Raw genomic sequence first — 25,869 nt, forward strand, 5'->3', positions numbered from 1 at the left:
CTGCCGGGCGGCCGCCCCCCCCCCCCCCGCCCCCCCTCCCCCCCCCCCCCCGCCCCCCCCCCCCCCCTCCGCCGCCCCCCCCCCCCCCCCCCCCCCCCCCCCCCCCCCCCCCCCCCCCCCCCCCCCCCCGCCGCCGGCGGCGACTTCACGATACGACAGGCCAAGCTCGACACCACGCCAGTGGCCGCGCTGCTCGGACCGATCAGGGATTTTTCCGGTAAGTCCCTCGGCGCGGTCGAACTGGTGATGGACAATGCCGACTATGTGGCCTCCGCCGACCGAGCCTGGCTGCTGGCATTCGGCATCGCCGCGCTCGGGCTCGTGCTCGCCGCCATCGTCGGCTATCTCATCGCCCGCAGCATCTCGCGTCCGATCATTTCCATCACCACCGTGATGCGCGAGCTGGCCGACGGACACCTCGATGTCACTGTCCCCGTCAGCAAAGCGAATGACGAGGTCGGCGCGATGATCAAGGCTGTCGCGGTGTTCCGCGACAACGCCGTCAACTTCAACCGGCTCCAGACCGAACAGGCCGACACTAAGACGCAATCCGAAGCGGAGAAACGGCGCGCCTTCGCCGCTCTCGCCGACAATTTCGAAGCCAGCATCCGCGACGTCGTCACCACGGTCTCCTCGGCCGCGGTCGAGATGGAGAACACCGCGCGCTCGATGTCCGATATCGTCGAGCGGTCACGGCAGCAGACCGGCACGGTGTCGTCGGCCTCGGCGCTCGCCTCGGAGAATGTGCAGACGGTTGCTGCCGCCGCGGAAGAGCTGTCGTCGTCGATGGCCGAGATCAGCCGGCGCCTTGCGCACGCGACCGCGGTAGTCGGCAAAGCTGCGAGCGACGGGCGACGGTCGAACGAGCGCGTGCAGACTCTGGCCGACGCTGCGCAAAAAATCGGCGACGTCGTCTCCTTCATCAGCGGCATCGCCGAGCAAACCAATCTGCTGGCACTCAACGCGACGATCGAGGCGGCGCGCGCGGGCGAAGCCGGCCGCGGCTTTGCGGTGGTTGCCTCCGAGGTGAAGGCGCTGGCAACCCAGACCGCCAAGGCGACCGAGGAGATCGGCGCCCAGGTGACGGCGGTACAAGGCGAGACCACCGGCGCAGTGGACGGCATCCAATCGATCTGCGCAACGATCCAGGAAGTCGACGAGATCTCCGCCGCGATTGCCGCCGCCGTCGGCCAGCAGGGCACCGCGACGCAGGAGATCGCGCAGAACGTCCAGCAGGCGGCCGCCCGCACCGGCGAGGTCTCGCAAAACATCGCGGGCGTCACCGCCGGCATCGCCGCGACGGGAACAGCGGCGGAGGAAGTCCTAGGCTCGGCGATCGAGCTGTCGAAACAATCGCAGCGGCTGCGCGACGAGGTGGATCGTTTCCTGGCGCATATTCGCGCGGCGTAGGCGGGGCTACAAACTCAGTGTCGTCCTGGAGCTGCGGCGCGACGGCGGCAACTCCGAATCTTCGCCAAACCAAATTCGGTTGCTATGGGTCCTGGCTTTCGCCAGGACGACGTTTGAGAGATAGCTCGCGGCACGCAACCGCCTAGCTCTTTCCTCCTACCATCATGTCGATCGCCCCCTTCACGATCGCCTCGAGCTCCTTCCGCGATACGCGGGCGCGGGAGCGGATGGCAATTGAGTGCACCGTTGCTGAAGCGAGCTGCGCCAGCACGGCGGGATCGGCGCTGTCGGGCAACTCGCCTTTCTCCTTGGCGCGGCGGAAGCAACTCGCAAATGCCTTGTCGAGCTCAGACAGGCCATCCAGCACCATGGCGCGGATGTCGGGATCGCCGACCGCCTCGGAGGCCGCCGTGACCACGGTGAAGCAGCCGCGCGGGCCGGTTTCGCCGGAAAGATAAATGTTCAGCGCGGAAGCGAAGATGCGCTCCAGCCGCCGGCGCACGGGCATCTCCTGGCGAAAGATCTCCACCATCGATGCGCGCGCTTCCTCGCGGTAGCGCTGATAGCTCTTGATGTAGAGCTCGCGCTTGTCGCCGAAGGCGCCATAGAGGCTCGGGCGATTCATGCCGGTGGCTTCGCTGAGATCGTCGAGCGAGGTCGCCGCGAAGCCCTGCGTGCGGAACAGGTCGAGCGCCTTGCCAAGCGCGACGTCGGGTTCATAGCCGCGCGGACGGCCGCGGCGTTTAGGCTCCGTGGCAGCAGTTGGCGGCTTCGATTTTTGTACCATTTCGCAATTTAATCCTTGACCGCCCCTATAATATGCAAGACAGTACAAAAATCAATCTGGCCGGGTTGAGCGACACTCCAAAAGTCACATCGAAGAATTGCCCAAGGAGGCTCAAGATGGATCTTTATTTCTCGCCGCTCGCCTGTTCGATGGCGAGCCGCGTCGCGCTGTATGAAGCCGGCGCCGAAGCGAATTATCTCGAAGTCGATTCGCCGACCAAGACAGTGCTGAGCGACGGCACTGATTTTCGGACCGTGAATCCGATCGGCCTGGTGCCGACACTGCGCACCGATGAAGGCGTGGTGCTGACCGAGAACGCCGCGATCCTGCAATATATCGCCGACCGCTTCCCGCAATCGGGCCTCGGCGCCGCAGCGGGCATCGATCGCACGCGGCTGCATCAATGGCTCTGCTTCATCGGCACCGAATTGCACAAGGGCCTGTTCATCCCGGTGCTCGACCGCAAGGCGCCGCAGGAGACGAAAGCCTATGCGCTGGAGAAGAACCTGTCGCGGCTGGACTATCTCGACAATTACCTGAAGGGGCGCGACTTCCTGCTCGACCATTTCAGCGTCGCCGACGCCTATCTCGTCACGGTCATCAACTGGACCATGGCGACGCCGCCGATCGAGCTCGCCAAATGGCCGAACGTGAAGGCCTATTACGAACGCCTGCGTCAACGGCCGTCGGTCGCACGCGCGATCGCGGAAGAGTTCGAACTGTACAAGGCCGAGCAGGCGCGGAAGAAGGCCGCGGCGTAAGCTTTGACGATTGAGGCGCCGTCACGGCCGAGCGGCCGGGGCGGCGCAAATCTATCCGTACAGCATCCTCGGCAGGATCGTGACGATGCCGGGCCAGAGCGTCAGCAGCAGCACGAATCCGACCATGATGAGCAGATAGGGCATCGTGACGCGCGCGATGTAGCCGAGGCCGTCTTCGGTCAGGCCCTGGATCACGAACAGGTTGAAACCAACCGGCGGCGTGATCTGGGCCATCTCGACGGCGAGCACGAGGAAGATGCCGAACCAGATCTCGTCGAAGCCCGCGCCCTTCACGATCGGCAGCACGATCGGCAGCGTCATCACGATCATCGAGAAGCCGTCGAGGAAGCAGCCGAGGATCAGGTAGAAGATAATCAGAACCACGATCAGCATGAAGGGCGATAGCCCCAAGCCTTTCACGAAGGCGGCGACCGCCTGCGGGATTCCGAGGAAGGCCGCGGCGTTGCCGAGGATCGAGGCGCCGAGCACGATCAGTGCGATCATCGAGCAGGTCACGACCGAGCCGATCAGCACGTCGCGGATCACCTGCTGCGACATCGAGCCCTGCGCCCAGGCGACCAGTGCCGCGCCGAGCACGCCGACCGCGGCGGCCTCCGACGGCGTGGCCAGCCCGCCATACATCGAGCCGAGCACGCAGGCGATCAGGAACAGCGCCGGCGCAAGGTCCTTCAGCGCCGCAAAACGTTCGCGCCACGGCTCCTGCGAGAGCTTTGCCTCGGACTCCGGCACCAGCGTGCGGTTGAACGTCGTGTGCAGCATCACCCATCCCATGAAGGTGGCCGCCAGCAGGAGGCCGGGCAGCACGCCGGCGGTAAAGAGCTTGAGAATAGAAACGTCGCCGAGCACGCCATAGATGATCATGATGTTGGACGGCGGGATCAAAAAGCCGAGCGTGCCGGCGCCGGCGAGCGAGCCGATCGCGATGTCGCGGGAATAGCCGCGGCGTGTGAGTTCGTTGAGCGACATGCGGCCGATCACCTGCGTCGTCGCCGCCGACGAGCCGGAGATCGCCGCGAAGATGGTGCAGCCGATCACGTTCACATGCAGAAGACGACCCGGCAGAAGCCCTGCCCAGGGCGCGAGCCCCTGGAACAGCGAACGTGACAAGCGGGTGCGAAACAGCAACTCGCCCATCAGGATGAACAGTGGCAACGCCAGCAATTCCTGCGTCGTCAAGATGTTCCAGGCGTATTGCGGCAGCAGCTTGTCGAGCGGGATCGAGCGGAACATCGCCAGCAGCAGCGTCGCAGTGAGCGCAAGCGTCAGGCCGATCCAGACGCCGCAGGCTAGAAGCGCAAACAGGATCGCGAAGAGAGCGACGACTTCAATGGTCATGGAATCCGGTGTCCGCTGGCGCGAGTGCGATCATTCGACGGGCGAGGCCTTCATGCGATGATCCTCCAGCGGCAGGCCGAGCACGGCCTGGATCGCGCGCGCCAGGAACTGGAGCGTCAGCAGCAGCATGCCGAAGGCGACGACGGCCTGCGGAAACCACAGCGGGGTGTCGCTCGAGGTCGAAACCTGGCCGCGCACATAGGCGCCGAAGGCGAACTTCGCCATCGACGATGTCAGGAAGGCCATGAAGGCGAAGCCGGCGGCGGCCGACAGGATTTCGATCGCGCGCTGAAAGGGGGCCGGGACGTTCTTCAGCAGCAGCACGACACGGATATGGCCGCCAACACGCAGGGTCATGGCTGCGCCGAAGGTGAAGGACGCCGCCATCAGATAGGAGGAATACTCCCACGCGATCGAGATCGTGGGCGGAAAGAACGGCAGGAAGTTCGAGAGGAAGCGCGTTGCGACCTCGCACAGCATCAGCAGCGTCAGCATCAAGAGGCAGCCGCCGCCGATCCAGCCGTCCAGCCGGCCAAGACGATCGATGCCGTCGAGCAGGATGCGCAGCGGCGCCGGCGCCGCTGCGTTGAGACTATGCGGAGCTGCGGGCGAAACGCTGACCATGGCCTCAGCGCTTCATTTCGGCGAGATAGGCCCGCACCGGCTTGTCGGCCGCGGGCACGCGCTTGACGAAAGCGTCAAGCTGCGGCGCGGTTTTGGCGCGAATGTCCGTGATCATGGCCTCCGAGACCGGCACCACCTCCATGCCGCCTTCCTTGAGCCGGTTGAGGCTGTCGACGTCGGCCTTGAGCGAGTTCGCCCAGAAGCCCGGCTCCATCTTGGCGGCAATGCCCGCGACGAGCTGTTGCTGATCTGCACTCAGCGCCTTCCAGGAATCGAGGTTGACGGTGAGCATCTGCGACGACCAGACGTGATTGGTCGGGTAGATGTATTTCAAGAATTCCCAGAATTTTCCGTCGACGCCCGACACCGCCGAGGTCGATACGCCGGAGACTGCGCCCGACGCCAGCGCCGGGATGGTCTCGCCCCAGGGAATCATCACCGGCGCCATGCCGACCACGGCCAGCATGTCGACGGCGTTCTTGTCGGGCACGCGGATCTTGATGTTCTTCAACCCGTCGACATCGGCGACCTTGACCTTGAGGTGCAGATATTGCGTCGGCCAGGGCACGATGTAGAGGATCTTCTGGTTGTTGCGCGCGGCGACCTTCTCGTATTCGGGCCGCACATATTTGTGCAGCACCTTCAATTCGCCCATGGAGCCGCAGAGAAAGGGAATGCTTTCGACGCCCATGAAGGGCTCGTCGCCGACTTGCTGGATGTTGAGGACGTCGGCAAGCGGCACCAGGCCGTCGCGCACGGCGCGCAGATGCTCGGGGCCCTTGAAGCCGAGCTGGCCACCGGCCTTCACGGTGATCGCGACCGAACCGCCGCTCTGCTTCTTCACCTCGTCGGCGAAGGCAAACGCGTTCTGGGTGTGGAAATTGCCGTCGGGCCATACCGTCGACATGTCCCAGCTCACCGTCGCAGCTCGCGCGCGGGTCGAGATGTGGCCGGCTGCGAGCAGCGTCGCTGCGCCCGCGGTAAAAGTCCGTCGCGTGATCATTGAGCCCCTCCGTTTATTACGCGCACGACGCCTGAAGCGTCATCGCGTATGCCCATAAACTGCAACCGCGTTGTCGGCCGACACGAGGCCGCTTTCGATGTCGTCGTTGACGGCTGTCGGCGCGCGCTCCCTGGGATCGCCGATGCCGGCGCCGCCTGGTGTGAGCACCACCAGCCGATCGTCCGGCGGCACCTGCTGAAAGCCTTTTCCACGCAGCTTCTTGCCGGACTTCAGGCCGACATAGCCGGCCTCGCCGTTCTTGCCGCCATCGCGGCCGCGTGGCGGATGATCGATGCGGTCGAACGCCGCCAGAATGTCGAACGGCGCATCGACGCCGCTGCCGACCTCGATGATCTGGCCAAGGCCGCCGCGGGTGCGCCCTGCCCCTCCGGAATCCGGACGCAGCTCCTTGCGCCAGAAGATCAGCGGCGTCTGCGTCTCGGCGATCTCGACCGGCGTGCCGCGCACACCGCTGGGATAGGCAGTCGCCGACAGCCCATCCTTCGCGAAGCGCGCGCCGGTGCCGCCATTGGAGGTCACCGCCATCGAGAATCCGTAATTGCCGCCGGCACCCGAGCGGGTCTGGCCGCGCACGTTGAGATTCCACAGGCACGAGGTGCCTTCCGCGGGCACGCGCTCGGGAATGATCTGGCGCAGGCAGCCGAACACGACGTCGGGCAGCATCTGGCCGATGATGTGACGCGAGGCGACCGGCGCAGGCTTCGGCGCATTGAGGATCGCGCCTTTGGGAGCCGACACCGTCAGCGGCGAGAGCGAGCCGGCATTGTTCGGGATCTGCGAGGCGACGACACAGCCGAGACCGAACACGGTGTAGGCGATGGTGTAGGACAGAGGCACGTTGATGCCGAATCGGGACGCAGCCGAGGTGCCGTCGAAATCGACGTGAATGCCTTCATCCGAGATCGTCAGCGTCGCCTCGAGCGAGACCGGCGCGTCATAGCCGTCGACCACCATGGTGTTGCGCCAGGTGCCCTTCGGCAGCTTGGCGATCTCAGCCAGCACGGCCTCGCGCGAGCGGTCGCAAATGTAGTCGCCGAGTGCGTCGAGCGTGTCGATGCCGAACTCGGTCATCATCTCGACCAGGCGCTCGCAGCCGACGTCGTTGCAGCCGGCAAGCGAGTAGGTGTCGCCCTCGGTGTCGATCGGCAGCCGCGTGTTGGTGCGGATCATCGCCATCAGCGTCTCGTTGACGACGCCCCGGTCGATCAGCTTCAGCATGGGGATGTAGAGCCCCTCCATGAACACGTCGGTGGCATCAGGCCCGAAGCCGATGCCGCCGATGTCCATGAGATGGCTGGTGCAGGAAAACAGCGCCACCGGCTTGCCGTCCTTGAAGCAGGGCGTGGTGACGACGAAATCGTTGAGATGGCCGGTGCCCATCCAGGGATCGTTGGTGATGTAAGCATCGCCCTCCTTCATCGTCTCGATCGGAAAGTGGGCGATGAAGTGCTTGACCGATTCCGCCATCGAGTTGACGTGGCCGGGCGTGCCGGTCACCGCCTGCGCCAGCATCCGGCCCTTGAGGTCGAACACGCCGGCCGAAAGGTCACCGCATTCGCGCACGATCGGGCTGAAGGCGGTGCGGAGCAGCACCTGCGCCTGCTCCTCGACCACGGCAATCAGCCGGTGCCACATGATCTGAAGGTCGATCAGGCTCGCGCCGCTTGCCTTGCTCATGATCAGGCCGCCTTCCGTTCCATGACGATGCTGCCAGCACCATCGATATGGGCATCAAAACTGTTAGAGACGAACGTCGAGGTCTCGTCCTCCGCGATCACCGCGGGACCTGCAATCGTCGCGCCCGGTGCCATGTCTTCACGGCGATAGAGCGGGATCTCGATCACCTCCCCTGCCCGGCCGTCGAAGAACTTGCGGCTGCCGGTCGCCTTCCCGGCCGGCTTGCGCGCAACAGCCGCGACAATAGCCGGATTGCGCGCCTCGGTCGTCGCAAGCACGGACCAGCTCAACACCTCGATTGCCGCACCCGGGATCGACCGCTCGAACATCGCCGCATAATCCGCCTCGAACTTCTGGCGCAGGCCGGCCAGATCGGCCGTCGCCAACCGCCGGTTCGGCAGTTCGATCGAGATCTCATGGCCCTGGCCGACATAGCGCATGAAGGCGGCGCGGCGCTCGCGCACCGGCGCACCGGCCGCACCCGTTTCGACCAGCGTACGCGCTTCGGTCACCATCTCCTGGAGCAGGTCGGAAACACCATCGGTGTCGAAATCGTCGAGCCGGACATGACGGCTGCGCACCAGCTCGTAGGCGATCGGAGCCGCAAGGAAGCCAACGGCCGAGCCGACGCCGGCATTGGAAGGGACGATCACGCGGGAGACGCCGATCTTTTCGGCGACGCGCGCCGCATGCAGCGGTGCCGCGCCCCCGAAGGCGATCAGCGTATGCTGACCGACAATCTCGCCGCGCTCGACCGCATGCACGCGGGCCGCACTCGCCATGTTCTCGCAGACGACCTCGTGCACGGCATAGGCCGCAGTCTCAGCCGACAGACCCAGCGGCTCGCCCACGGCGCGCAGCAGCGCCTGCTTCGATAGCTCAGGGTCGAGCTTGATCGTTCCACCCGCAAAAGCGTCGGGGTCGATCAGGCCGAGCGCAACGTCGGCATCCGTCACGGCGGGGCGCAGGCCGCCGCGGCCGTAGCAGGCGGGTCCGGGCTCCGAGGAGGCACTCTCGGGGCCGACCGTGACGCGCTTCATCGCGTCGACATGGGCGATCGAGCCGCCGCCGGCGCCGATCTCGACCATCTCGATCACGGGAATCCGCACCGGCAGACCCGAACCTTTCAGGAAGCGCGCGGCGCGATCGACCTCGAACACGCGCGAGGTCTCGGGCTGGTATTTTTCGATCAGACAGATCTTTGCCGTGGTGCCGCCCATGTCGAAGGACAGCACCTTGCTCTCGCCGAGACGCGCCGCGATCTGCGCCGCGAAAATGGCGCCGCCGGCCGGACCGGATTCGACGAGACGCACCGGAAAACGCCGCGCCGTCTCGATCGAGGTGACACCGCCGCCGGAGGTGACGAGATAGATCGCGCCGCGGTACTGCTCGACCTGCAGGGCGTCGGACATGCGGGCGAGATAACCATCGATAAGCGGCTGCACATAGGCGTTGGCCACCGCAGTCGATGTGCGCTCATATTCCCGGATCTCCGGGCACACCGCGGACGATACGGTCACGGAAATGCCGGGCATCTCCTCGCTGATGATCGCGGCCGTGCGGCGCTCGTGCTCGGGATTGGCGTAGGAGTGCAGGAAGGCGACCGCGATGCTCTCGACATTCAGCGCGCGCAATCTTGGCGCGAGCGCACGCACCGCCGCTTCGTCCAGCGGGAGGCGGACGGCACCGTGGGCGTCGATACGCTCGGGCACGGTGAAGCGCAGGGATCGGGGCGCCAGCGGCTTCGGCTTGTCGATGCTGAGGTCATACTGGTCGTAGCGGCTCTCGGTGCCGATATCGAGCACGTCGCGAAAGCCCTCGGTCGCGATCAACGCCGTCTTGGCGCCGCGACGCTCGATGATGGCATTGGTCGCGAGCGTCGTGCCGTGAATGAAGACGTCGATGTCGCTGATATGTGCGCGCGCATCAGCAAGAATGAGCCGCATGCCATCGAGCACCGCCTGTTCGGGCCGCTGCGGCGTCGTCAGCAATTTGCGCGTCTTGCGATCCTGACCCACGTCCAGCACGATGTCGGTGAACGTGCCACCGATATCAACGGCAAGCCGCACCTCGGCTCCCTCAAGCATTCCAAATTCTCCGTGCTGATCGTCAAGACTGAGGACAAAAGCGCAGCAATTTCCATGCCATGGACGACAGGAACATGCTGTGTCCAGCTATTCTGCTTGGCACCTATGCAATAGGCAAGGCGCGTTCGCAGCCTGCGCCATCAGAGCAGGAATGCAAGCGCCGCTTCGCAGCGCTCCTCGACCTTCAGCGTGAGGAGATCATCGGCGCGGGTGCGTCCGAGATTGACCGCAGCGATCGGGATTTGCCGGTGCGCGGCAGCCTGCACGAAGCGGAAACCGGAATAGACCATCAGGGACGAGCCGACGATGAGCATGGCGTCGGCCTGCGCCAGATGATCCTGCGCGGTAGCGACGACGTCGCGCGGGACGTTCTCGCCGAAGAACACGACATCGGGCTTGAGGATGCCGCCGCAGGCTTCGCAAGGCGGCACCTTGAACGACGAAAAGTCGGCGTGCTCGAGATCGGCGTCGCCGTCCGGCGCATCCGCGGCATCGAGCGTGAGCCATGCGGCATTGGCGCGGCCGAGCTTGTCCTGGAATTCATTGCGCGGCGTCTTCGCTCCGCAGCCCATGCAGCGGACCAGATCGAGCCGGCCATGCAGGTCGATCACCTGGCGGTGGCCGGCGGATTGATGCAGCCGGTCGACGTTCTGGGTCAGCAGCATTCCGCAACGCCCGCTCGCCTCGAGCCGGGCAAGCGCGTGATGCGCATCGTTCGGCCTCGCCTGGCCGAACCGCCGCCAGCCGATCAGGCTGCGCGCCCAATAGCGCCGACGCGTATGCTCTTCCGACATGAAAGCCTGGAAGTTCACGGGCTGGGTCCGCTTCCAATTGCCGTGACTGTCGCGATAATCGGGAATGCCCGAATTGGTGCTGCAGCCGGCGCCGGTCAGCACGAACAGATTTTCGTGCCGGCCGACGAAATCGCGGAGCGGATGATTTGTCATGGCGCAGATGTAGTCTGCTGCGCTCGGTTTTGCCAGATGGGCCAGGACGCCCGCTAGCTCGCCCAGTTGTCGCGAAACTCGGGAAACAGCGTCAGACCTCCACAGGCGTAGATGGTCTGGCCGGTGATGTAGCTGGCTTCATCGGAGGCGAGGAAGGCGAACACGGCGGCGATCTCTTCCGGCGTGCCGACGCGGCCGAGCGGAATGTGGCTGGTGACCACACTGCGCTTTTCCGGATCGCCGGTCCAGGCCGCGTTGATCGGGGTGTCGATCGCGCCGGGACCTACCGCATTGACGCGAATGCCACGGCTCGCGAATTCCAGCGCCAGCGTGCGCGTCAGATTGGCCATGCCGCCCTTGCTGATGGAATAAGCGAGATAGCCGGGTTTCGGGATGATCTGGTGCACGCTGGAGCAATTGATGATGCTGCCGCCTGCGCCGCGCGCCACGAAATGCGCGAGCGCCTTCTGGGCGCAGAATACGGCGCCGTTAAGATTGACGTCGATGATGCGGCGATAGGTTTCGATGTCGAGCGACTCGCTCGGCGATTCCCGCTGGAAGCCGGCATTGTTGACGAGACAGTCGAGGCGCTTCCAGCGCGCCAAAACCATCTCGAACATCGCGGCGACCTCCTGCTCATTGCTCACGTCGGCCTTGACGATGGCATGATCGAGCCTGCCGTGGCCCCGATCGCTCGATGCCGTCCGTGCCAGCGCGAGCGTCTCCTCGGCCTTTTCAGGGTGATCGACATAGTTGATGGCGACGGTCGCACCTTCCTGCGCGAGCCGGATTGCGACGGCACGGCCAATGCCTTGGGAGGCGCCGGTCACCAGCGCGTACTGGCCGACAAGACGCGAGTGAAACGAGGTCGAGCGATCGGTTTGTGGCATGGGTTCTCTCCGGGATGCCCTGATCAGCGACGGAACCGGCCTTTTGTTCCATCCCTCAGCGCATCGCTGCGATTCATTCAGCGCGGCGCGCGAATGGCGATGTCAAAATTTGGTACAGGATGATCGCGCCAAAGGTTGCGGTGCCGATCCCGCCGATGGTGAAGGCACCGAATTTGAGCGTGAGGTCTCCGGCGCCTGCGGTGAGCGCGACCGCGACGGTGATCAGGTTTGCCGGACTTGAGAAGTCGACCTTGTTCTCGACCCAGATCCGGCCGGCCATCGCGGCGATCAATCCGAACAGCACGATCGAGAGCCCACCGATGACGGGACCCGGGATCGACAGGACCAGCGCGCCGAATTTCGGCGAGAAGCCGAGCACGATCGACACCAGGGCCGCGAAGGCAAACAGCAAGGTCGAATAGACTTTCGTCGCCGCCATGACGCCGATGTTTTCAGCATAGGTGGTAACGCCGGTGCCGCCGCCGCAGGCCGCCACGATGGTCGCGAGGCTGTCGGCGAGCAAGGCGCGGCCGAGATAGTCATCGAGGCTCCGGCCGGTCATGGCACCGACGGCCTTGATGTGACCGAGGTTCTCGGCGACGAGAATGATCGCAACCGGCGCGATCAGGACGATCGCATCGGTCTGGAAGGTCGGCGTGGTAAAACTCGGCAGGCCGATCCACGGCGCAGCCGCAAGCGGGGTGAAGTCAATCGACTTGCCGAAGCCGAGGCCGTTCGCGAACAACAGGTACAAAAGATAACCGCCGATCGCGCCGAGAATGATCGGCAGGCGGCGCCACAGGCCAGGCGCGCCAACGGCAACCACGCCGATGATCAGAACGGTCGCGAGCCCGATTCCTGTGTCGAACGCATTGGCGCTCACGGCCTTCACTGCCACCGGCGCGAGATTAAGGCCGATCGCGGCGACCACGGCGCCGGTGACGGCCGGCGGCAACAGCTTCTCGATCCAGCCAACCCCCGACCACATCACGATCAGCGCGATCAAGCCGTAGAGGACGCCGGCTCCGACGATGCCGCCAAGCGCAACCGACAGGTTCGGGTTCGGCCCGTGCCCAACGTAACCGGTCGCGGCGATCACGACCGCGATGAACGCGAAGCTCGAGCCGAGATAGCTCGGCACGCGCCCCGCGACGATGACGAAGAAGATCAGCGTGCCGATGCCGGAAAACAGCACCGCAACATTGGGATCGAACCCCATCAGCAGCGGCGCGATGATCGTCGAGCCCGACATTGCGACGCAATGCTGGAGACCGGAGACCACGGTCTGGCCAAGCGGCAGCCGCTCCTCGGGCATGATCACGCCGGAGGACTTCAGAGTCCAATGCGGGAAATAGCCTTGCGCTCGCTCGTCGGAGCCCGTTGCAATCGGCATGTTCCCCCCAGTTGCGGTGCAGCGACCGATCTTCGTGCGAACAGACAAAAATGTGATTGTCGCTTCTGCAGCGGCCATCACATGATGCAAATCAAACAAGATCAATACGTTCCGGGGCCTATTCTATGACACAGATCGCGATCCAGCCAGCCATCCACCGGCGGCACCAGCCCTGGTACAAGATCCTCTACATCCAGGTCCTGATCGCGATCGTGCTCGGGGTGCTCGTCGGCTATTTCTATCCCGATCTCGGCAAGGCCCTGAAGCCGCTCGGTGACGGTTTCATCGCGCTGATCAAGATGATGATCGCGCCGGTGATCTTCTGCACGGTGGTGCACGGCATCTCCTCGATGGGCGACCTCAAGCGCGTCGGCCGGGTCGGGCTGAAGTCGCTGATCTATTTCGAGACCGTCTCGACCGTGGCGCTCGCGGTCGGCCTGCTGGTCGGCGAGGTGCTCCAGCCCGGACATGGCTTCAATATCGATCCCGCCACGATCGACCCGAAATCGGTGGCGACCTACGTCACCAAGGCCAAGGAAGAAGGCATCGTCGCCCATCTGATGGCGATCATCCCCGACAGCTATCTTGGCGCCATCGCACGCGGCGATCTGTTGCAGGTGCTGCTGATCTCGATCCTGTCGGGCTTCGCCATCGCGTTCCTCGGCAAGGCCGGCGAGCCCATTGCGGAGGCGATCGACAAGGCCGCAAAGATGTTCTTCGGCATCATCCGCATCATCGTGCGCGTCGCCCCGATCGGGGCGTTCGGCGCGATGGCGTTCACCGTCGGTGCCTACGGCCTCGGTTCGCTGCTCAACCTCGCGGCCCTGATCGGTACGTTCTATCTCACCAGCATCCTGTTCGTTGTGGTCGTGCTCGGCGCAATCGCGCGGCTCGCCGGCTTCTCGATCCTGCGTTTCATCGCCTACATCAAGGACGAGCTCCTGATCGTGCTCGGCACCTCGTCATCAGAGACGGTGCTGCCGCAGATGATCCAGAAGATGGAGCATCTCGGCGCCTCGCGTTCGGTGGTCGGCCTCGTCATTCCGACGGGCTACAGCTTCAACCTCGATGGCACCAACATCTACATGACGCTGGCGACGCTGTTCCTGGCGCAGGCGACCAATACCCATCTGACCATCTGGCAGGAGCTCGGCATTCTCGGCATCGCCATGATCACCTCGAAGGGCGCCTCGGGCGTGACCGGTGCGGGCTTCATCACGCTCGCGGCGACGCTCTCGATCGTGCCCGACATCCCGATCCAGTCGATCGCGATCCTGGTCGGCATCGACAAGTTCATGAGCGAGTGCCGCGCGCTGACCAATCTGATCGGTAACGGCGTCGCCTGCGTCGTCATCAGCATCTCCGAAGGCGAGCTCGATCGCGATGCGCTGCACGAGGCCATGGCCCATCCGCTGGAGATGGGTGAGGCGCTTGAACCGGGCGGCAGCGCCGCCTCCTAAGCCGCGCAGGTTTGGCGGAGTCCGGTTCCAACGCGGTAGTTTCCCGGAGTGGTAAATTGGCGCAACGCGAGTCACAACTGCTGCGTTGGGATCACGGATTGATAGTCATTTTTTTCACCCGACGCGCTGGGGGCAGGGCGTCGGGTTTTTGTTAATCAACGATGGGCAGCGGACTTAGCCGGCCAGTTCGACCCTGCGCGTGATCCCGATCGCCTGCAAGAACGCCTCGTCATGACTGACGACGAGCAGCGCGCCGTCATAGGCCCTCAAGCCCGCTTCGACGGCTTCGATTGCCTCAATGTCCAAATGATTGGTCGGCTCGTCGAGGATCAGCAAGGACGGCGGCATCGCTCCGCCCAGCACGCAGGCGAGGCCGGCGCGAAACATCTGCCCGCCGCTCAAATGTCCTACGATCTGCAAGGCGGCATCGGCGCGAAACATGAACCGGGCCAGCGCGGCATGGCATTCATTTGCACCCGCCTTCGGATGGAAGCGCCTGAAATTGTCCAGGATAGAGACCGCGGGATCGAGCAGGCTGACCTTCTGATCGAACAGCGCAAGGTCGGGCCTGACCCGCACGGTGCCGGAGAGCGGACGTAGTTCGCCAGCGATGAGTTTCAGCAGCGTCGTCTTGCCGGAACCGTTGGGCCCGACAATTGCCAAGCGCTCCGGACCGACGATCGCGAGCGATAGCTCGCGCAAGACTTCCCGGTCCGGCCGATAGCCGGCACTGACACAATCGAGCCAGACTACCTCCCTGCCGGCCGGCAGCTGAGTCGAGGGCAGCTTCACCGACAGCGGCTGAAGAATCTCGATGCGCCGGCGTGCCGTGTCGAGGGCCTCAAGCGCATCCGCACGCCGCCGCTCGGCGATCTGCGCGTTCTTGCCGCCGGTGTCTTCGCTGCGGTCCTTGCGCGCGCCGGCCAGGATTCGCGGCATGTCGCCCTTGGCGCGCTTCTTCTTATCCCCGCTGTCCTTGCGCGCTTTCCTCTCCGCAGCCCGCTGCGCGTTCCCATCGATCGCGGACAGCCGCCTCTCGGCATGCGCGAGGTCGTGCCTGACAGCCGCAAGCGCAACGGCTTTCTGCTCGCAATAACTGCTCCAATTGCCGCCGTATCGCGTAGCTCCGAGCGACGTCAGCTCGACGATCGCATCCATGGTTTCGAGCAGGCTCCGATCGTGGCTGACGACGATCGCCCCACCGCGCCAGGACGCAAGGAAATCGATCACGGCCGCGCGCCCCTCCCGATCGAGATTGTTGGTGGGCTCGTCGAGCAACAGGAAGTCCGGCTCCGCGAAGATCAGCGCGGCGAGACGAACCCGCGTGATCTGCCCGCCCGACAGGCTGGCGAGCTCGATCTCCGGAGCGACGTCGAAACCGACACGCGCAAGGGCGGATGCAAGCCGCGTTTCGAGGGTCCAATCGACATCCGAGACCTCCTCAGCCGAGGCATCCCCGCGCTCGGCACGACGAAGAAGATCGAACGCGGCTCGCGCCTCGAACAGATCGATTACCTTCGCGCCCGCAAAGGGCTGGACGTCCTGCCGCAGCAGACCGACCGTACCGTTGACGGCAATGCGCCCCGACTGGGCGATGTGCTCGCGCGAGATCGACGCGAGCAGCGTCGTCTTCCCGACGCCGTTGCGGCCGACGAGGCCGGTCCGCTCGGCGCGGAACGTCAGATCGATGTCGGAGAGAAGAGGACGGCCGTCAGGCGTGGACAGCGACAGGTTCGACAGGATGATTGAAGCAGGCATGGAATTCCCCGTGAGCAAGGCAGGTCGGCATTGCGGTCGGGGTAAAATCCATGGCTCTCGAATATCCTGTTTGAGGAGCTTCTAACTAGTCCCATCAAAGCGCGAGATCAAGGCGAGGCTCGCAGGGGCGACGGCGCGCGGAGCGCCGACGTCCGCCGCGGCTTGCGCGATCAGCCCTTGAGCGCGGTGACCACGACCTCGATCAGCGCGCTGCCGCCGAGATCGGCGACGCCGACGGTGGCACGGGTCGGCAGATTGTCGCCGAAGAACTCGGTCCAGACCGCGTCCATCTCCTTCTTCTTGGAAAGATCCGTGACAAAGATCGAGGTGCTCACAACGCGCGACTTGTCGGTGCCCGCTTCCTTCAGATAGCCCGCGATCTTGCCGAGGATGTTGCGGGTCTGCTCGCCCATCGACACCGAGGTGTCGTCGGCGATGGTGCCGCCAATGAAGACGAAGCCGTTGGCTTCGACGGCGCGGTGCATGATGGGCGTGCGGATGCTGCGGGTGATGCTCATGATGTCCTCTTGTTGCTAGAGCGTGGAGGGATGGAAACGGTCGATGCCGAGATCGCCGATGCGGGTCTGGGTGCCGCCATTGACAATCAGCTCCGCCATGACGGCGCCCGCGCCGGGGCCGAGCTGGAAACCGTGGAGCGAGAAGCCGAACTGGTGATAGAGGCCCTTGTGGCGGCTGCTCGGCCCGAACACGGGCAGATCGTCCTTCGTCTTGGCCTCGATGCCGGCCCAGGCGCGGACGATCGTCGCGCTGCGCATCACCGGGAACAACTCGAACACGGTGCGGGCGCTGGTCGCGAGGCTCTTCCAGTCCAGCACTGTCTCGTTACGATCCTGGTAGGGCGTTGCCAGATGGCCGCCGCCGATCAGCACCGTGCCGTTCTTGAATTGCTTGAAGGACAGTTTGCGCCCGCGCAGGATCACGACGGGGTCGATGAAATGCGGCACGCGCGAAGTGATCATCAGCATCGGCGCCACGGTCTCGACCGGAACGGGCTCACCGAGCGCCGCTGCGATGGTCCCGGCCCAGGCGCCGGCGGCATTGACGAGCACCGGCGCGGCGAAGCTCTCGGCGCCGACATCGACGTGCCAGAGGCCATCGGTGTGCCGGATGTTCGTGGCGGCAATGCCCTCGCGCACGGTCGCACCGAGCTGCTCCGCCTTGCGACGGAACGCCGTCGTCGCCTGCGCGGGATTGGCGGCGCCGTCGCGGCGCGAGACCACACCGCCGGGACAGGTCTCGGCGACTGCGGGCACGAGGCGTCGCAGCTCGGCCGCATCGATCAGCTCCTCGTGGGTGAAGCCGAGCGCGTTGAGCTCGACCACACGTGCGTGGCAGACCGCGAGTTCCTCCTCGTTCTCGGCGACGAGGACCTGGCCATAGCTCTCAAAGCTACAATCGTCGTCGAGGAGATCGGTGATCTTCTCCCAGATTCCCATCGAGCGGATCGAAAGCGGGATTTCGGGGATGTGCCGCGCAAGCTGGCGCACGCCGCCTGCGTTGACGCCGGAGGCGTGCCGGCCGGCATAGTCCTTCTCGATCAGCACGGGCTTCAGGCCGGCGAGACACAGATGCAGCGCAGTCGAGCACCCGTGGATGCCGCCGCCGACGACGATCGCATCCACGTTTTTCGTCATCCGCGCACCACCGCCTTGATGTCGTCTTCGCTCTTCGGAACCGCGGCAAGCTCGGCGAGCGTGATCGGCTTGACTGGCGCGCGCAGCCGGTAATAGCCGATCTCTTGCGGGCTCTTGCCCCGCGCCTGCGCCATCAGCTCGGTGACGGTGAGGCCGCAGAGCCGGCCCTGGCACGGCCCCATGCCGGTGCGGCGATAAGCCTTGAGCTGGTTCGGCCCGGTCGCGCCGATCGCGACGGCGTCGAGAATATCCTTTGCGGTGACCTCCTCGCAGCGACAGACGATGGTGTCGCCAGCGGGAATGCGAAACTGCGGCGCCGGACGGAACAGCGTGTCGAGGAAGACGCGGCCACGCTCGGCCTTGGCGAGATCGGCGCGGAGGCTCGCCATTGCTGGAAGCTTCGCAGCGGCCGCGGGCGCCAACGCCTCCACTGCCGCGCGCGCTGCGATGCGGCCGCGCACCACGGCTGCGTTCGCGCCGCCGATGCCGGCACCGTCGCCGGCGATCGCAATGCCCGCGACCGACGAAGTGCCGCTGGCATCGAGCACCGGAGACCAGCACAATTGCAGATCATCCCAGCGATGCTCGATTCCGGCCGCCATCGCCAGATTGACGTTGGGCACGACGCCCTGGTGCAGCAGCAAGAGATCCGCAAGGACGGTCTCGCGTTCGCCGCCGGCGACATAGCTCACGCTCGCGAGCTGGCCGTCGCCAGTTGCCGAAAGCTCGGTGACGCCGGAGACGACCTGCACCTTCGCCTTCACCTCGCGCATCATTGACAGGCCCTTGGCGAAATAGGGCGACGTCAGGAAAGCGAAGGCGTGGGGAAGAGCCGCGAAATAATTGCCGCGCTCGGTGGTGTCGAGAATGCGATCGATGCGGCCGCCGAGACGCAATATCTGCGCGGCGAGGAGCCAGAGCAGCGGCCCCTGTCCTGCGATCACCGTACGGCCGTCCGGCACCAGGGCCGATGATTTCAACATCGTCTGCGCGGCGCCCGCGGTCATCACGCCCGGCAGCGTCCAGCCGGGAATCGGGAATGGCCGCTCCAGCGCGCCGGTCGCGAGGATCACGCGTTTCGCCTTGACGAAGGCCGAGGCGCCGCCGATCGAGACCGCGATCTCGAGGTTGCGGTCGAGGCTCCAGACCGTGGCGCGGTGAATGACCTCGGCGTTGCCTGCGCGCAGCGCCTGCACGAGATCGGAACCGACCCAATAGTCCTCACCGAGCTGTTTGCGGTCGGTCACGGGCGTCGAGGCGATGGCACGAAACACCTGGCCGCCGGGGCCGATATTCTCGTCGAGCAGCAACGTCGACAGGCCGGCTTCGGCGGATGTCGCGGCGGCGGCGAGGCCGGCAGGCCCGGCCCCGATCACCACGAGGTCGTATTCTTCGCGCTTGGGAGCCACAGTCATTTCCCGATCTCCCGCTTGCCCTTCTGAATCTCGATCTGCATGCCCTCGGCGACGGGCACAAGGCAGCCCTGGCGGTTGCCGACGCCGTCGATGGTGACGAGGCAGTCGAAACACACGCCCATCATGCAATAGGGCAGACGCGGCGCGCCGCTCACCGCGGTCGAACGGCGCGCATCGCAGTTCGAGGCCAACAACGCCGCAGAGACGGTATCGCCCTGCCGCGCCGCGACGGCAACGCCGTCGACGAAGATCTGCACTGGCGGCCGCTTGTCCTGTTCGGATCGTTTGAACATCTTGGTTCCTTCAATGTCCCTAGTAGCCGCTGTTGTTCGCAGCGCCCGCGCCGCCAAACCGGCTGGCCGAGAACGCGCCGACCAGCTCCGGCTCGAGCGCGCCCTGCGCGACCATCCGCGCAATCTCGAAAGCGTGGTTGGAGGCGAGCGTCACGCCGGAATGACAGCAGGCGACGAAGGCGCCGGGATGCGTTTCCGACTGGTCGTAGATCGGAAAGCCGTCCTGCGGCATGACGCGGATACCGGCCCAGCTCCTGACCACGTTGAGCCGCGCGAGATGCGGAAACATCCGCTGGGCGCGATCGGTCATCACGGCGCTGATCGAGTGCTTCAGCGTGCGATCGTCGAGCTCGTCTTCCTTGCTGTCGCCGATCATCACCGTGCCCTCGTCGGTCTGGCGGATCGTGGTCAGCGGATGCGGCAGGAACGGCATGGTGCGCTCGGTCACCACGATCTGACCACGGGTCGGGCCCATCGGGGCGTAGAGACCAACCATCGGCGCCAGCGTCTGATTGGCATTGCCGGCGGCGAGCACGATCTTGGCGGCACGGAGTTCGCCCTGCGGCGTGGTCAGGTGGAATTCGCCGCCGCTCTGGTTGATCGCCGAGACCGGACGCTCCGGAAAATAGTCGATGCCGAATGCCCTAAAGCCGGTGTGGAATGCTCGGAACGTGCGCAGCGAATTGACGTGACCGTCGAGCGGACAAAAACTACCGCCGGAGACCTCAGGCCCGATCAGCGACAACGACTTCTTCACCTCAGATGCGGAGAGCATCTCCATCTTGTAGTCGGCGGCGCCCGTCTGGTTGTGCATGCGCTTGACCAGCTCAGCGCGCTGGCCGAATTCGTCCTCGCCGAGCGTGAGATGAAATCCGCCATTCTGCTGAAGAGAGACATCCAGGCCGGTCTGCTGCTTCAGCTCGGACGCGAGCCGGCTCCACGCCTGCGACGCCTGCACCGTCCAAACGGTATAGGCCGGCATGCCAAGCCCTTTGCTCTGTACCCAGACCAGCGCAAAATTCGCGCGCGAAGCACGCTTTGTGATGTCGCCTTCGTCGAGCACGGCCACCTTCTTGCCGAGCCTTCCCAGGCCCCACGCAATCGCGGAGCCGAGCAATCCGCCGCCGACGACGGCGACGTCGTAATCTGTTCGCATGGATTCTCCTATCGCCCTGTATCGCCCTTGCCGGCGAGCACGCGGTCGAGCCCGTAGAAGCGGTCGAGCAGAATGAGGGCGGTCATGGTGATCGCGATCACGCAGGCCGAGACCGACGTCACCAGCGGATCGATGTTGTCCTGGATGTACAGAAACATTCGGACCGGCAATGTTTCGGTGCCGGGTGCCGCAAGGAAGACGGTCATGGTGAGATCGTCGAAGGACTGGATGAAGGCGAGCGCCCAGCCGCTGATGACGCCGGGCAGGATCAACGGCAGCGTCACGCGGCGGAACAGCGTCCAGCCGCCGGCGCCGAGCGAGACCGCCGCCATCTCGACCGACAAATCCATGCCGGTCGCCGCCGCAAGCGTCAGCCGCAGCGCGAACGGAAACACGATGATGACATGCGCGATGATCAGCGCGGCAAAGCTGCCGCCGAGGCCCGCCGACGTGAAGAAGCGCAGGAAGGCGATGCCGAGCACGACATGCGGGATCATCAGCGGCGAGAGAAAGAGGGCCGCGAGCGCATCTCGACCGCGGAACCGATAGCGCGCGATCGCGAGCGCCGCCGGTACCGCGAATAACAGCGCGACGAACGACGATAATGCGCCAAGGCCAAGGCTGACCCAGAAAGCATGGACGAATTCGGGATAGTTGGCGATCGCCCTGAACCAGCGCAACGAAAAGCCGTTGGTCGGCAGCGACAGGAAGCCTTCTGGCGTGAACGCGACGAGGCAGACGACGAGGATCGGTGCCACCATGACGATGACGAAGACGGTGTGGAAGATCAGCGCAAGCGGGCCGTTCCGGCTCATCGGAACACCTCCGCGTAACGACGCTCGATCAGTGCGTTGCTGCCGACGACGATTAAGACCAGCGCGGCCAGCAGCAGCGTGGCGACCGCCGCACCCAGCGGCCAGTTCAGCGTGTTGAGGAACTCGTCATAGGCGAGCGTCGCCGCGACCTTGAGCCGGCGGCCGCCAATGATGGCGGGCGTCGCAAACGCACTGGCCGAGAGCGAGAACACGATGATCGCCCCTGACAGTACGCCCGGCATGATCTGCGGCATGATGATGCGGCGGATTATGGTCACAGGGCCGGCGCCGAGCGACAACGCGGCATTCTCGATCTGCGGGTCGAGACGCTGCAGAGCCGCCCACACCGACAGCACCATGAACGGCATCATCACGTGCGCAAGCGCGACCACCATCCCGGTTTCGGTGAACATGAAGGGGATGGGCGCGCGGATCAGCCCGGCCGACATCAACAGCTTGTTGACCAGCCCGTTGTTGCCGCCGAACAGCAACGCCCAGCCGAGCGTGCGCGCCACCACGGAGATCAACAGCGGCCCCAGGATGACCAGCAGGAAAACGCTCTTCCAGCGTCCGCCCATGCGATTGAGGATGTAGGCTTCGGGTGCACCGAGCAGCGCGGTGAGCAGCGTGGTCAGGATCGCGATGCGAAACGTCCGCCCGAACATCTCGGCGTAATAGGGATCGGTGGCGATCTCGCGCCAGTTCTTGAGGATGAAGACCGGCTCGATGCCCTTATACTGGCCCCAATCGTGGAACGACAGCATCACGGTCATTGCGAGCGGAATCAGGAGCACGCCGACGAACAGCATCAAAGCCGGCGCGGTCAGGGCCCAGGGCGTGCGTGCGTTTCGTTCCTCGGCGGAAGCGCTCATGCGACGCCCCTCACGCCCATGTCCTCCGGCCGCCAGGTGAGGTGAACTGCCTCGCCTTCGGCCGGCTGCGACCGGCCGTCATTCTGGCGGATCACGGTCGCCGGGCCACATTCGCTCTCGCACTGGAACAGCCAGTGATTGCCCTGGAAGATGCGCGTGACGATCTTTGCACTGAGGCCTGCGTCGCCAAAGTCGATCCGCTCGGGGCGAATGCTGATGGTGACGGGACCATTGCGCCCGGCAGGCGCAGGCGCACTCCACGAGCCGGCGATCAATCGCGCAGGCGCACTCGCCCGATCTATCGTCGCGGCAAAGTCGTTGGTCTTGCCCAAAAACTGCGAGACGAAGACCGAGGCCGGCTTCTCATAGGTCTCCTGCGGCGTGCCGATCTGCTCGATCCGGCCCTGGCTCATCACCACGATACGGTCGGACAGCGACATCGCCTCGTTCTGGTCGTGGGTGACGAGGATCGTGGTGGTGCCGATGGTGCGCTGGATCTGGCGCAGCTCGATCTGCATCTCCTCGCGCAGCTTGGCATCGAGATTGGATAGCGGCTCGTCGAGCAGCAATACGCTCGGCTTGATCACCAGCGCGCGCGCCAGCGCCACCCGCTGCTGCTGGCCGCCGGACATGCGGCGCGGGTGACGATCCTCATAGCCGGCAAGCCCGACCATCGCGAGCGCGGCGCGGACGCGCTCGGTCCGTTCGCCGCGCGGTACGTTGCGCATCTCGAGGCCGAAGGCGACATTCTCGGCCGCGGTCATGTGTGGAAACAGCGCGTAGCTCTGGAACACGATGCCGAGCCCGCGTTTGGCCGGATGGATCGCGGTCAGGTCCTTGCCCTCCAGGCGGATCGTGCCGCGCGTCGGATCAAGAAAGCCCGCGATCATCTGCAGGGTCGTGGTCTTGCCGCAGCCGGAGGGGCCGAGAAAGGAGACGAACTCCCCCTTCCCGACGGCGAGACTGAAGTCGTCGACGACAGTCTGCGCTCCGAATTGCTTGGCGACCCCTTCGAGCTCGAGATAGGCCATCGCACTGTCTCCGGTATGACCGATCAGCGTTCGACCTCGCGATTCCAGCGCTTGGTCCATTCCTCGCGCTTCTCGTTGATGACGGTCCAATCCGGATTGTACAGCTTTGCGGCGCGCTCGCCGATCGGCGCCATCTTGCCGAGCTCGGGCGGGATGATCAGCGATTTCAGCACCGGGCCGTAGCCGTAGTCCTTCAGCATCACGAGCTGGATCTTGGGTTCGAGCAGCATCTTGACGAAGCTGGACGCAAGCGGTGAGGCGTTCGGCTTGGTGATCGGACAGGCGGTGGTCAGCAGCGTTGCGGCGCCTTCCTTCGGATAGACGAAGTCGACGGGGAAGCCGGTATTGGCAAAGCTCTGCACGCGGCCCGTGCCCCACACCGCGATCACGGCCTGGCCGGACTGAAACAGCTCGGTCATCTTGCCCGGCGACGGCTCGTAGGCCAGCACGTTCGGATTGATCTGTTCCTTGAAGATCTTGAAGCCGGTATCGACATTGGCCTCGCCGCCGCCATTCATCTTCGACAACATCACCAGCGCTTCGAGGCCATAGGTGTTGTTGATCGGTGGGATCACGAGCTGTTTTGCGTATTTCGTGTCCTTCAGATCGTTCCAGGAGATCGGTGGCGACCAACCTTTTTCGGCAAACACCTTGGTGTTGTACATCAGGCCGGTGGCGACGATGCCGATCGCGACCGCGCGATCGTCCTTGAAGCGGGCGGTGTCATAGAGATCGGCCGGCAGTCCCTCGAGCTTGCCGCAGAAGCCGAGCTGGATCGCCTGGTACATCGGGCCGTCGTCGACGATGGCGACGTCGATCTGCTGATTACCCTTCTGCGCCTGAAGCTTGGCCAGCGTGTCGGTGGAATTGCCGGCGACGTACTCGACCTTGACGCCGTTCTCCTTCTCGAAGGCCGGGATCACCTCGTCGCGGATGGTCTTTTCGAACGAGCCGCCATAGCCGGCGACATAGAGCGTCTTTTGCTGGGCCGTGGCGACCGACGGGGCGGCGATGAGGGCCGCGATGCTGACCGCTGTCAGAAGGCGAAAAGTCTTCATGTGGTCCGATCTCCATACCGGGATGAGGTGACGTGCCGACGAGTCTCGTTGGCCGAAGTCTTCCGCATTTCCTTCCGCGCAGATCCCTCTCCGACCAGGGCTCCGGCCCCTGCGCGGCGGATTTTGGCGCGATTCGGAGGCTCGAACCCTCCAATCTGCCGAAAAAGCGGGCTGTCTCCAGTCCTGATGAAAAAGATCGCAAACCCGGGCTTCCGTCGTCCAATGAATAATGGCACCCTCTGCATGCCTAAATGTTATGAATGGAATTCGGGATGGCGCGGATCAATTCGCGACAGGTGGAAGCCTTCCGGGCGACGATGCTGACCGGCAGCGTGACGGAGGCGGCGGCGCTGATGAAAGTGACGCAGCCGGCGGTCAGCCGGTTGCTGCGCGACCTCCAGGCGCTGTTGAAGATGGAGCTGTTCGAGCGGCGCGGCACCGGCCTCGTGCCGACCGCTGCGGCCATGGCGCTCTACACCGAAGTCGAGCGCTCCTTCGTCGGCCTCGAACGCATCACCGCGGCAGCCGAAGAAATCCGCGGCCGCCGCACCGGCTCGCTGCGGATCGCGGCACTTCCAGCATTGTCCAATGGCTATTTGCCGCGGCTCACCGGGCACTTCCTGAAGGAGCGGCCGAACCTCAACCTCGCTTTCTTCGGCGTGATCTCGCCGATCGTGGTCGACTGGGTACTGAACAATCAGTGTGACGTCGGCTTTGCCGAGGTGCCGATCGCGCATTCGGGCCTTCCGAGCCAGAAGCTGCCGGCGCCGGCGCGCGTTGCAGTGCTGCCCACCGGTCACCGCCTCGCGGAAAAGGAAGTTTTGCAACCGCGCGATTTCGAGGGCGAGACGTTCATCTCGTTGTCAGCGGGCTCGTCGAGCCGGCATCTCGTCGACCAGGTCTTCCATCGCCACGATGTCCGCCGCGTGCTCAGGGTCGAGACCACGCTGTCGGAGATCATGTGCGGCATGGTGTCGTCGGGGCTTGGCGTCGCCATCTGCGATCCTTTCACCGCGCAGGAATTTTCCACCCGCGGCGTCGTCGTGCGCCGCTTCCTGCCTCGTATCGACTTCGAATTCTCGGCGGTCTTTCCGGCGCAGCGCAGCCCCTCGCCGGTGGCCCTGGATCTGGTCGAAACCATGCGCAAGGCGCTGGCGGAGTTCGAGGATTAGAACGCGTTTGGGTTGAAGCGATTTCGCCACGGGCTCGCTGCAACCTCTCCCGCTTGCGGGGGAGGTCGGCGCGAAGCGCCGGGTGGGGGCTCTCTCCTCATCGGGAGTGTCCCAGCATGGAGAGAGCCCTCTCCCCTGCCCTCTCCCGCAAGCGAGGGCTTTGCTTAATTGGCCGAGCGGGAGTGAGGCTCGATATGGGGTATTTTTTTGTGCGGCCTCGGATGGCGC

The 25,869-nt window shown here is 64.8% G+C and carries 22 protein-coding genes and 1 pseudogene; 4 read left to right on the forward strand and 19 right to left on the reverse strand.

What is annotated here, in order from left to right:
• Positions 1–129: 129 nt before the first annotated feature.
• Positions 130–1,410 (forward strand): annotated as a pseudogene (locus tag AC0L30_RS39530) (methyl-accepting chemotaxis protein); the annotation flags it as partial.
• A 142-nt stretch (positions 1,411–1,552) separates the two neighbouring features.
• On the opposite strand, the gene AC0L30_RS39535 reads toward AC0L30_RS39530, so the two are convergent.
• On the reverse strand, positions 1,553–2,197 hold the full coding sequence (locus tag AC0L30_RS39535; RefSeq protein WP_473406519.1) for a TetR/AcrR family transcriptional regulator: 645 nt from the start codon (positions 2,195–2,197) through the stop codon (positions 1,553–1,555).
• A gap of 116 nt (positions 2,198–2,313) precedes the next feature.
• On the opposite strand from AC0L30_RS39535, the gene AC0L30_RS39540 reads away from it, so the two are divergent.
• Positions 2,314–2,958 (forward strand): glutathione binding-like protein, encoded by a 645-nt coding sequence (locus AC0L30_RS39540; RefSeq protein ID WP_473406520.1) that lies wholly within the window; start codon positions 2,314–2,316, stop codon positions 2,956–2,958.
• A 51-nt stretch (positions 2,959–3,009) separates the two neighbouring features.
• Here the strand turns inward: AC0L30_RS39540 and AC0L30_RS39545 are convergent, their stop codons facing one another.
• From AC0L30_RS39545 to AC0L30_RS39580, 8 genes are all read right to left on the reverse strand, one after another.
• Positions 3,010–4,314, reverse strand: coding sequence for a TRAP transporter large permease (locus tag AC0L30_RS39545; protein WP_473406521.1), 1,305 nt, complete (start codon positions 4,312–4,314; stop codon positions 3,010–3,012).
• 30 nt (positions 4,315–4,344) lie between these two features.
• Positions 4,345–4,938 carry a TRAP transporter small permease subunit gene (locus AC0L30_RS39550; RefSeq protein ID WP_007596347.1) on the reverse strand — a complete coding sequence of 198 codons (594 nt, stop codon included), beginning with the start codon at positions 4,936–4,938 and terminating at the stop codon, positions 4,345–4,347.
• A gap of 4 nt (positions 4,939–4,942) precedes the next feature.
• Entirely contained in the window at positions 4,943–5,941 is a 999-nt protein-coding gene (locus AC0L30_RS39555; protein ID WP_473406523.1) for a TRAP transporter substrate-binding protein, read from the reverse strand.
• A 39-nt stretch (positions 5,942–5,980) separates the two neighbouring features.
• Complete coding sequence (locus tag AC0L30_RS39560) at positions 5,981–7,639, reverse strand: hydantoinase B/oxoprolinase family protein (protein WP_473406524.1); 1,659 nt, start codon at positions 7,637–7,639, stop codon at positions 5,981–5,983.
• Positions 7,640–7,641: 2 nt separating this feature from the next.
• Positions 7,642–9,726, reverse strand: coding sequence for a hydantoinase/oxoprolinase family protein (locus AC0L30_RS39565; protein WP_473406525.1), 2,085 nt, complete (start codon positions 9,724–9,726; stop codon positions 7,642–7,644).
• A 140-nt stretch (positions 9,727–9,866) separates the two neighbouring features.
• Positions 9,867–10,673 (reverse strand): NAD-dependent protein deacetylase, encoded by an 807-nt coding sequence (locus AC0L30_RS39570; protein ID WP_354168017.1) that lies wholly within the window; start codon positions 10,671–10,673, stop codon positions 9,867–9,869.
• 53 nt (positions 10,674–10,726) lie between these two features.
• The gene (locus AC0L30_RS39575; protein ID WP_007596359.1) at positions 10,727–11,563 is read right to left on the reverse strand and encodes an SDR family oxidoreductase; all 837 of its coding nucleotides are present in this window, start codon (positions 11,561–11,563) and stop codon (positions 10,727–10,729) included.
• 73 nt (positions 11,564–11,636) lie between these two features.
• Positions 11,637–12,956: a solute carrier family 23 protein gene (locus AC0L30_RS39580; RefSeq protein WP_473406526.1), complete on the reverse strand. Its 1,320-nt coding sequence runs from the start codon at positions 12,954–12,956 to the stop codon at positions 11,637–11,639.
• Positions 12,957–13,081: 125 nt separating this feature from the next.
• On the opposite strand from AC0L30_RS39580, the gene AC0L30_RS39585 reads away from it, so the two are divergent.
• Positions 13,082–14,416, forward strand: coding sequence for a dicarboxylate/amino acid:cation symporter (locus AC0L30_RS39585; RefSeq protein WP_473406527.1), 1,335 nt, complete (start codon positions 13,082–13,084; stop codon positions 14,414–14,416).
• Between the two features lie 174 nt (positions 14,417–14,590).
• On the opposite strand, the gene AC0L30_RS39590 is transcribed toward AC0L30_RS39585, so the two are convergent.
• The 10 genes from AC0L30_RS39590 to AC0L30_RS39635 all read right to left on the reverse strand — a co-directional run bounded on the left by AC0L30_RS39590 (position 14,591) and on the right by AC0L30_RS39635 (position 24,469).
• The gene (locus tag AC0L30_RS39590; protein ID WP_473406528.1) at positions 14,591–16,174 is read right to left on the reverse strand and encodes an ABC-F family ATP-binding cassette domain-containing protein; all 1,584 of its coding nucleotides are present in this window, start codon (positions 16,172–16,174) and stop codon (positions 14,591–14,593) included.
• 170 nt (positions 16,175–16,344) lie between these two features.
• Positions 16,345–16,692 carry a RidA family protein gene (locus AC0L30_RS39595; RefSeq protein WP_007596366.1) on the reverse strand — a complete coding sequence of 116 codons (348 nt, stop codon included), beginning with the start codon at positions 16,690–16,692 and terminating at the stop codon, positions 16,345–16,347.
• Positions 16,693–16,707: 15 nt separating this feature from the next.
• A complete protein-coding gene (locus tag AC0L30_RS39600; RefSeq protein ID WP_473406529.1) occupies positions 16,708–17,829 on the reverse strand; it encodes an NAD(P)/FAD-dependent oxidoreductase in 1,122 nt (373 codons plus the stop codon).
• Positions 17,826–19,244, reverse strand: coding sequence for an FAD/NAD(P)-dependent oxidoreductase (locus tag AC0L30_RS39605; protein WP_473406530.1), 1,419 nt, complete (start codon positions 19,242–19,244; stop codon positions 17,826–17,828). Before AC0L30_RS39605 ends, AC0L30_RS39600 begins: the two co-directional genes overlap by 4 nt.
• On the reverse strand, positions 19,241–19,537 hold the full coding sequence (locus AC0L30_RS39610; protein ID WP_473406531.1) for a (2Fe-2S)-binding protein: 297 nt from the start codon (positions 19,535–19,537) through the stop codon (positions 19,241–19,243). Before AC0L30_RS39610 ends, AC0L30_RS39605 begins: the two co-directional genes overlap by 4 nt.
• A gap of 19 nt (positions 19,538–19,556) precedes the next feature.
• Positions 19,557–20,693, reverse strand: a complete 1,137-nt coding sequence (locus tag AC0L30_RS39615; RefSeq protein WP_473406532.1) for an NAD(P)/FAD-dependent oxidoreductase — start codon at positions 20,691–20,693, stop codon at positions 19,557–19,559.
• 8 nt (positions 20,694–20,701) lie between these two features.
• Entirely contained in the window at positions 20,702–21,508 is an 807-nt protein-coding gene (locus tag AC0L30_RS39620) for an ABC transporter permease (RefSeq protein WP_219681720.1), read from the reverse strand.
• Positions 21,505–22,380 (reverse strand): ABC transporter permease, encoded by an 876-nt coding sequence (locus AC0L30_RS39625; RefSeq protein WP_219681721.1) that lies wholly within the window; start codon positions 22,378–22,380, stop codon positions 21,505–21,507. Before AC0L30_RS39625 ends, AC0L30_RS39620 begins: the two co-directional genes overlap by 4 nt.
• A complete protein-coding gene (locus AC0L30_RS39630) occupies positions 22,377–23,411 on the reverse strand; it encodes an ABC transporter ATP-binding protein (RefSeq protein WP_473406533.1) in 1,035 nt (344 codons plus the stop codon). The genes AC0L30_RS39625 and AC0L30_RS39630 overlap by 4 nt, the downstream gene beginning before the upstream one ends.
• A 23-nt stretch (positions 23,412–23,434) precedes the next feature.
• Positions 23,435–24,469: an ABC transporter substrate-binding protein gene (locus tag AC0L30_RS39635; RefSeq protein WP_473406534.1), complete on the reverse strand. Its 1,035-nt coding sequence runs from the start codon at positions 24,467–24,469 to the stop codon at positions 23,435–23,437.
• A 272-nt stretch (positions 24,470–24,741) separates the two neighbouring features.
• On the opposite strand from AC0L30_RS39635, the gene AC0L30_RS39640 reads away from it, so the two are divergent.
• A complete protein-coding gene (locus AC0L30_RS39640; protein ID WP_473406535.1) occupies positions 24,742–25,641 on the forward strand; it encodes a LysR substrate-binding domain-containing protein in 900 nt (299 codons plus the stop codon).
• Positions 25,642–25,869: the final 228 nt, after the last annotated feature.

The sequence above is a fragment of the Bradyrhizobium sp. MI1.11 genome (assembly GCF_055811255.1).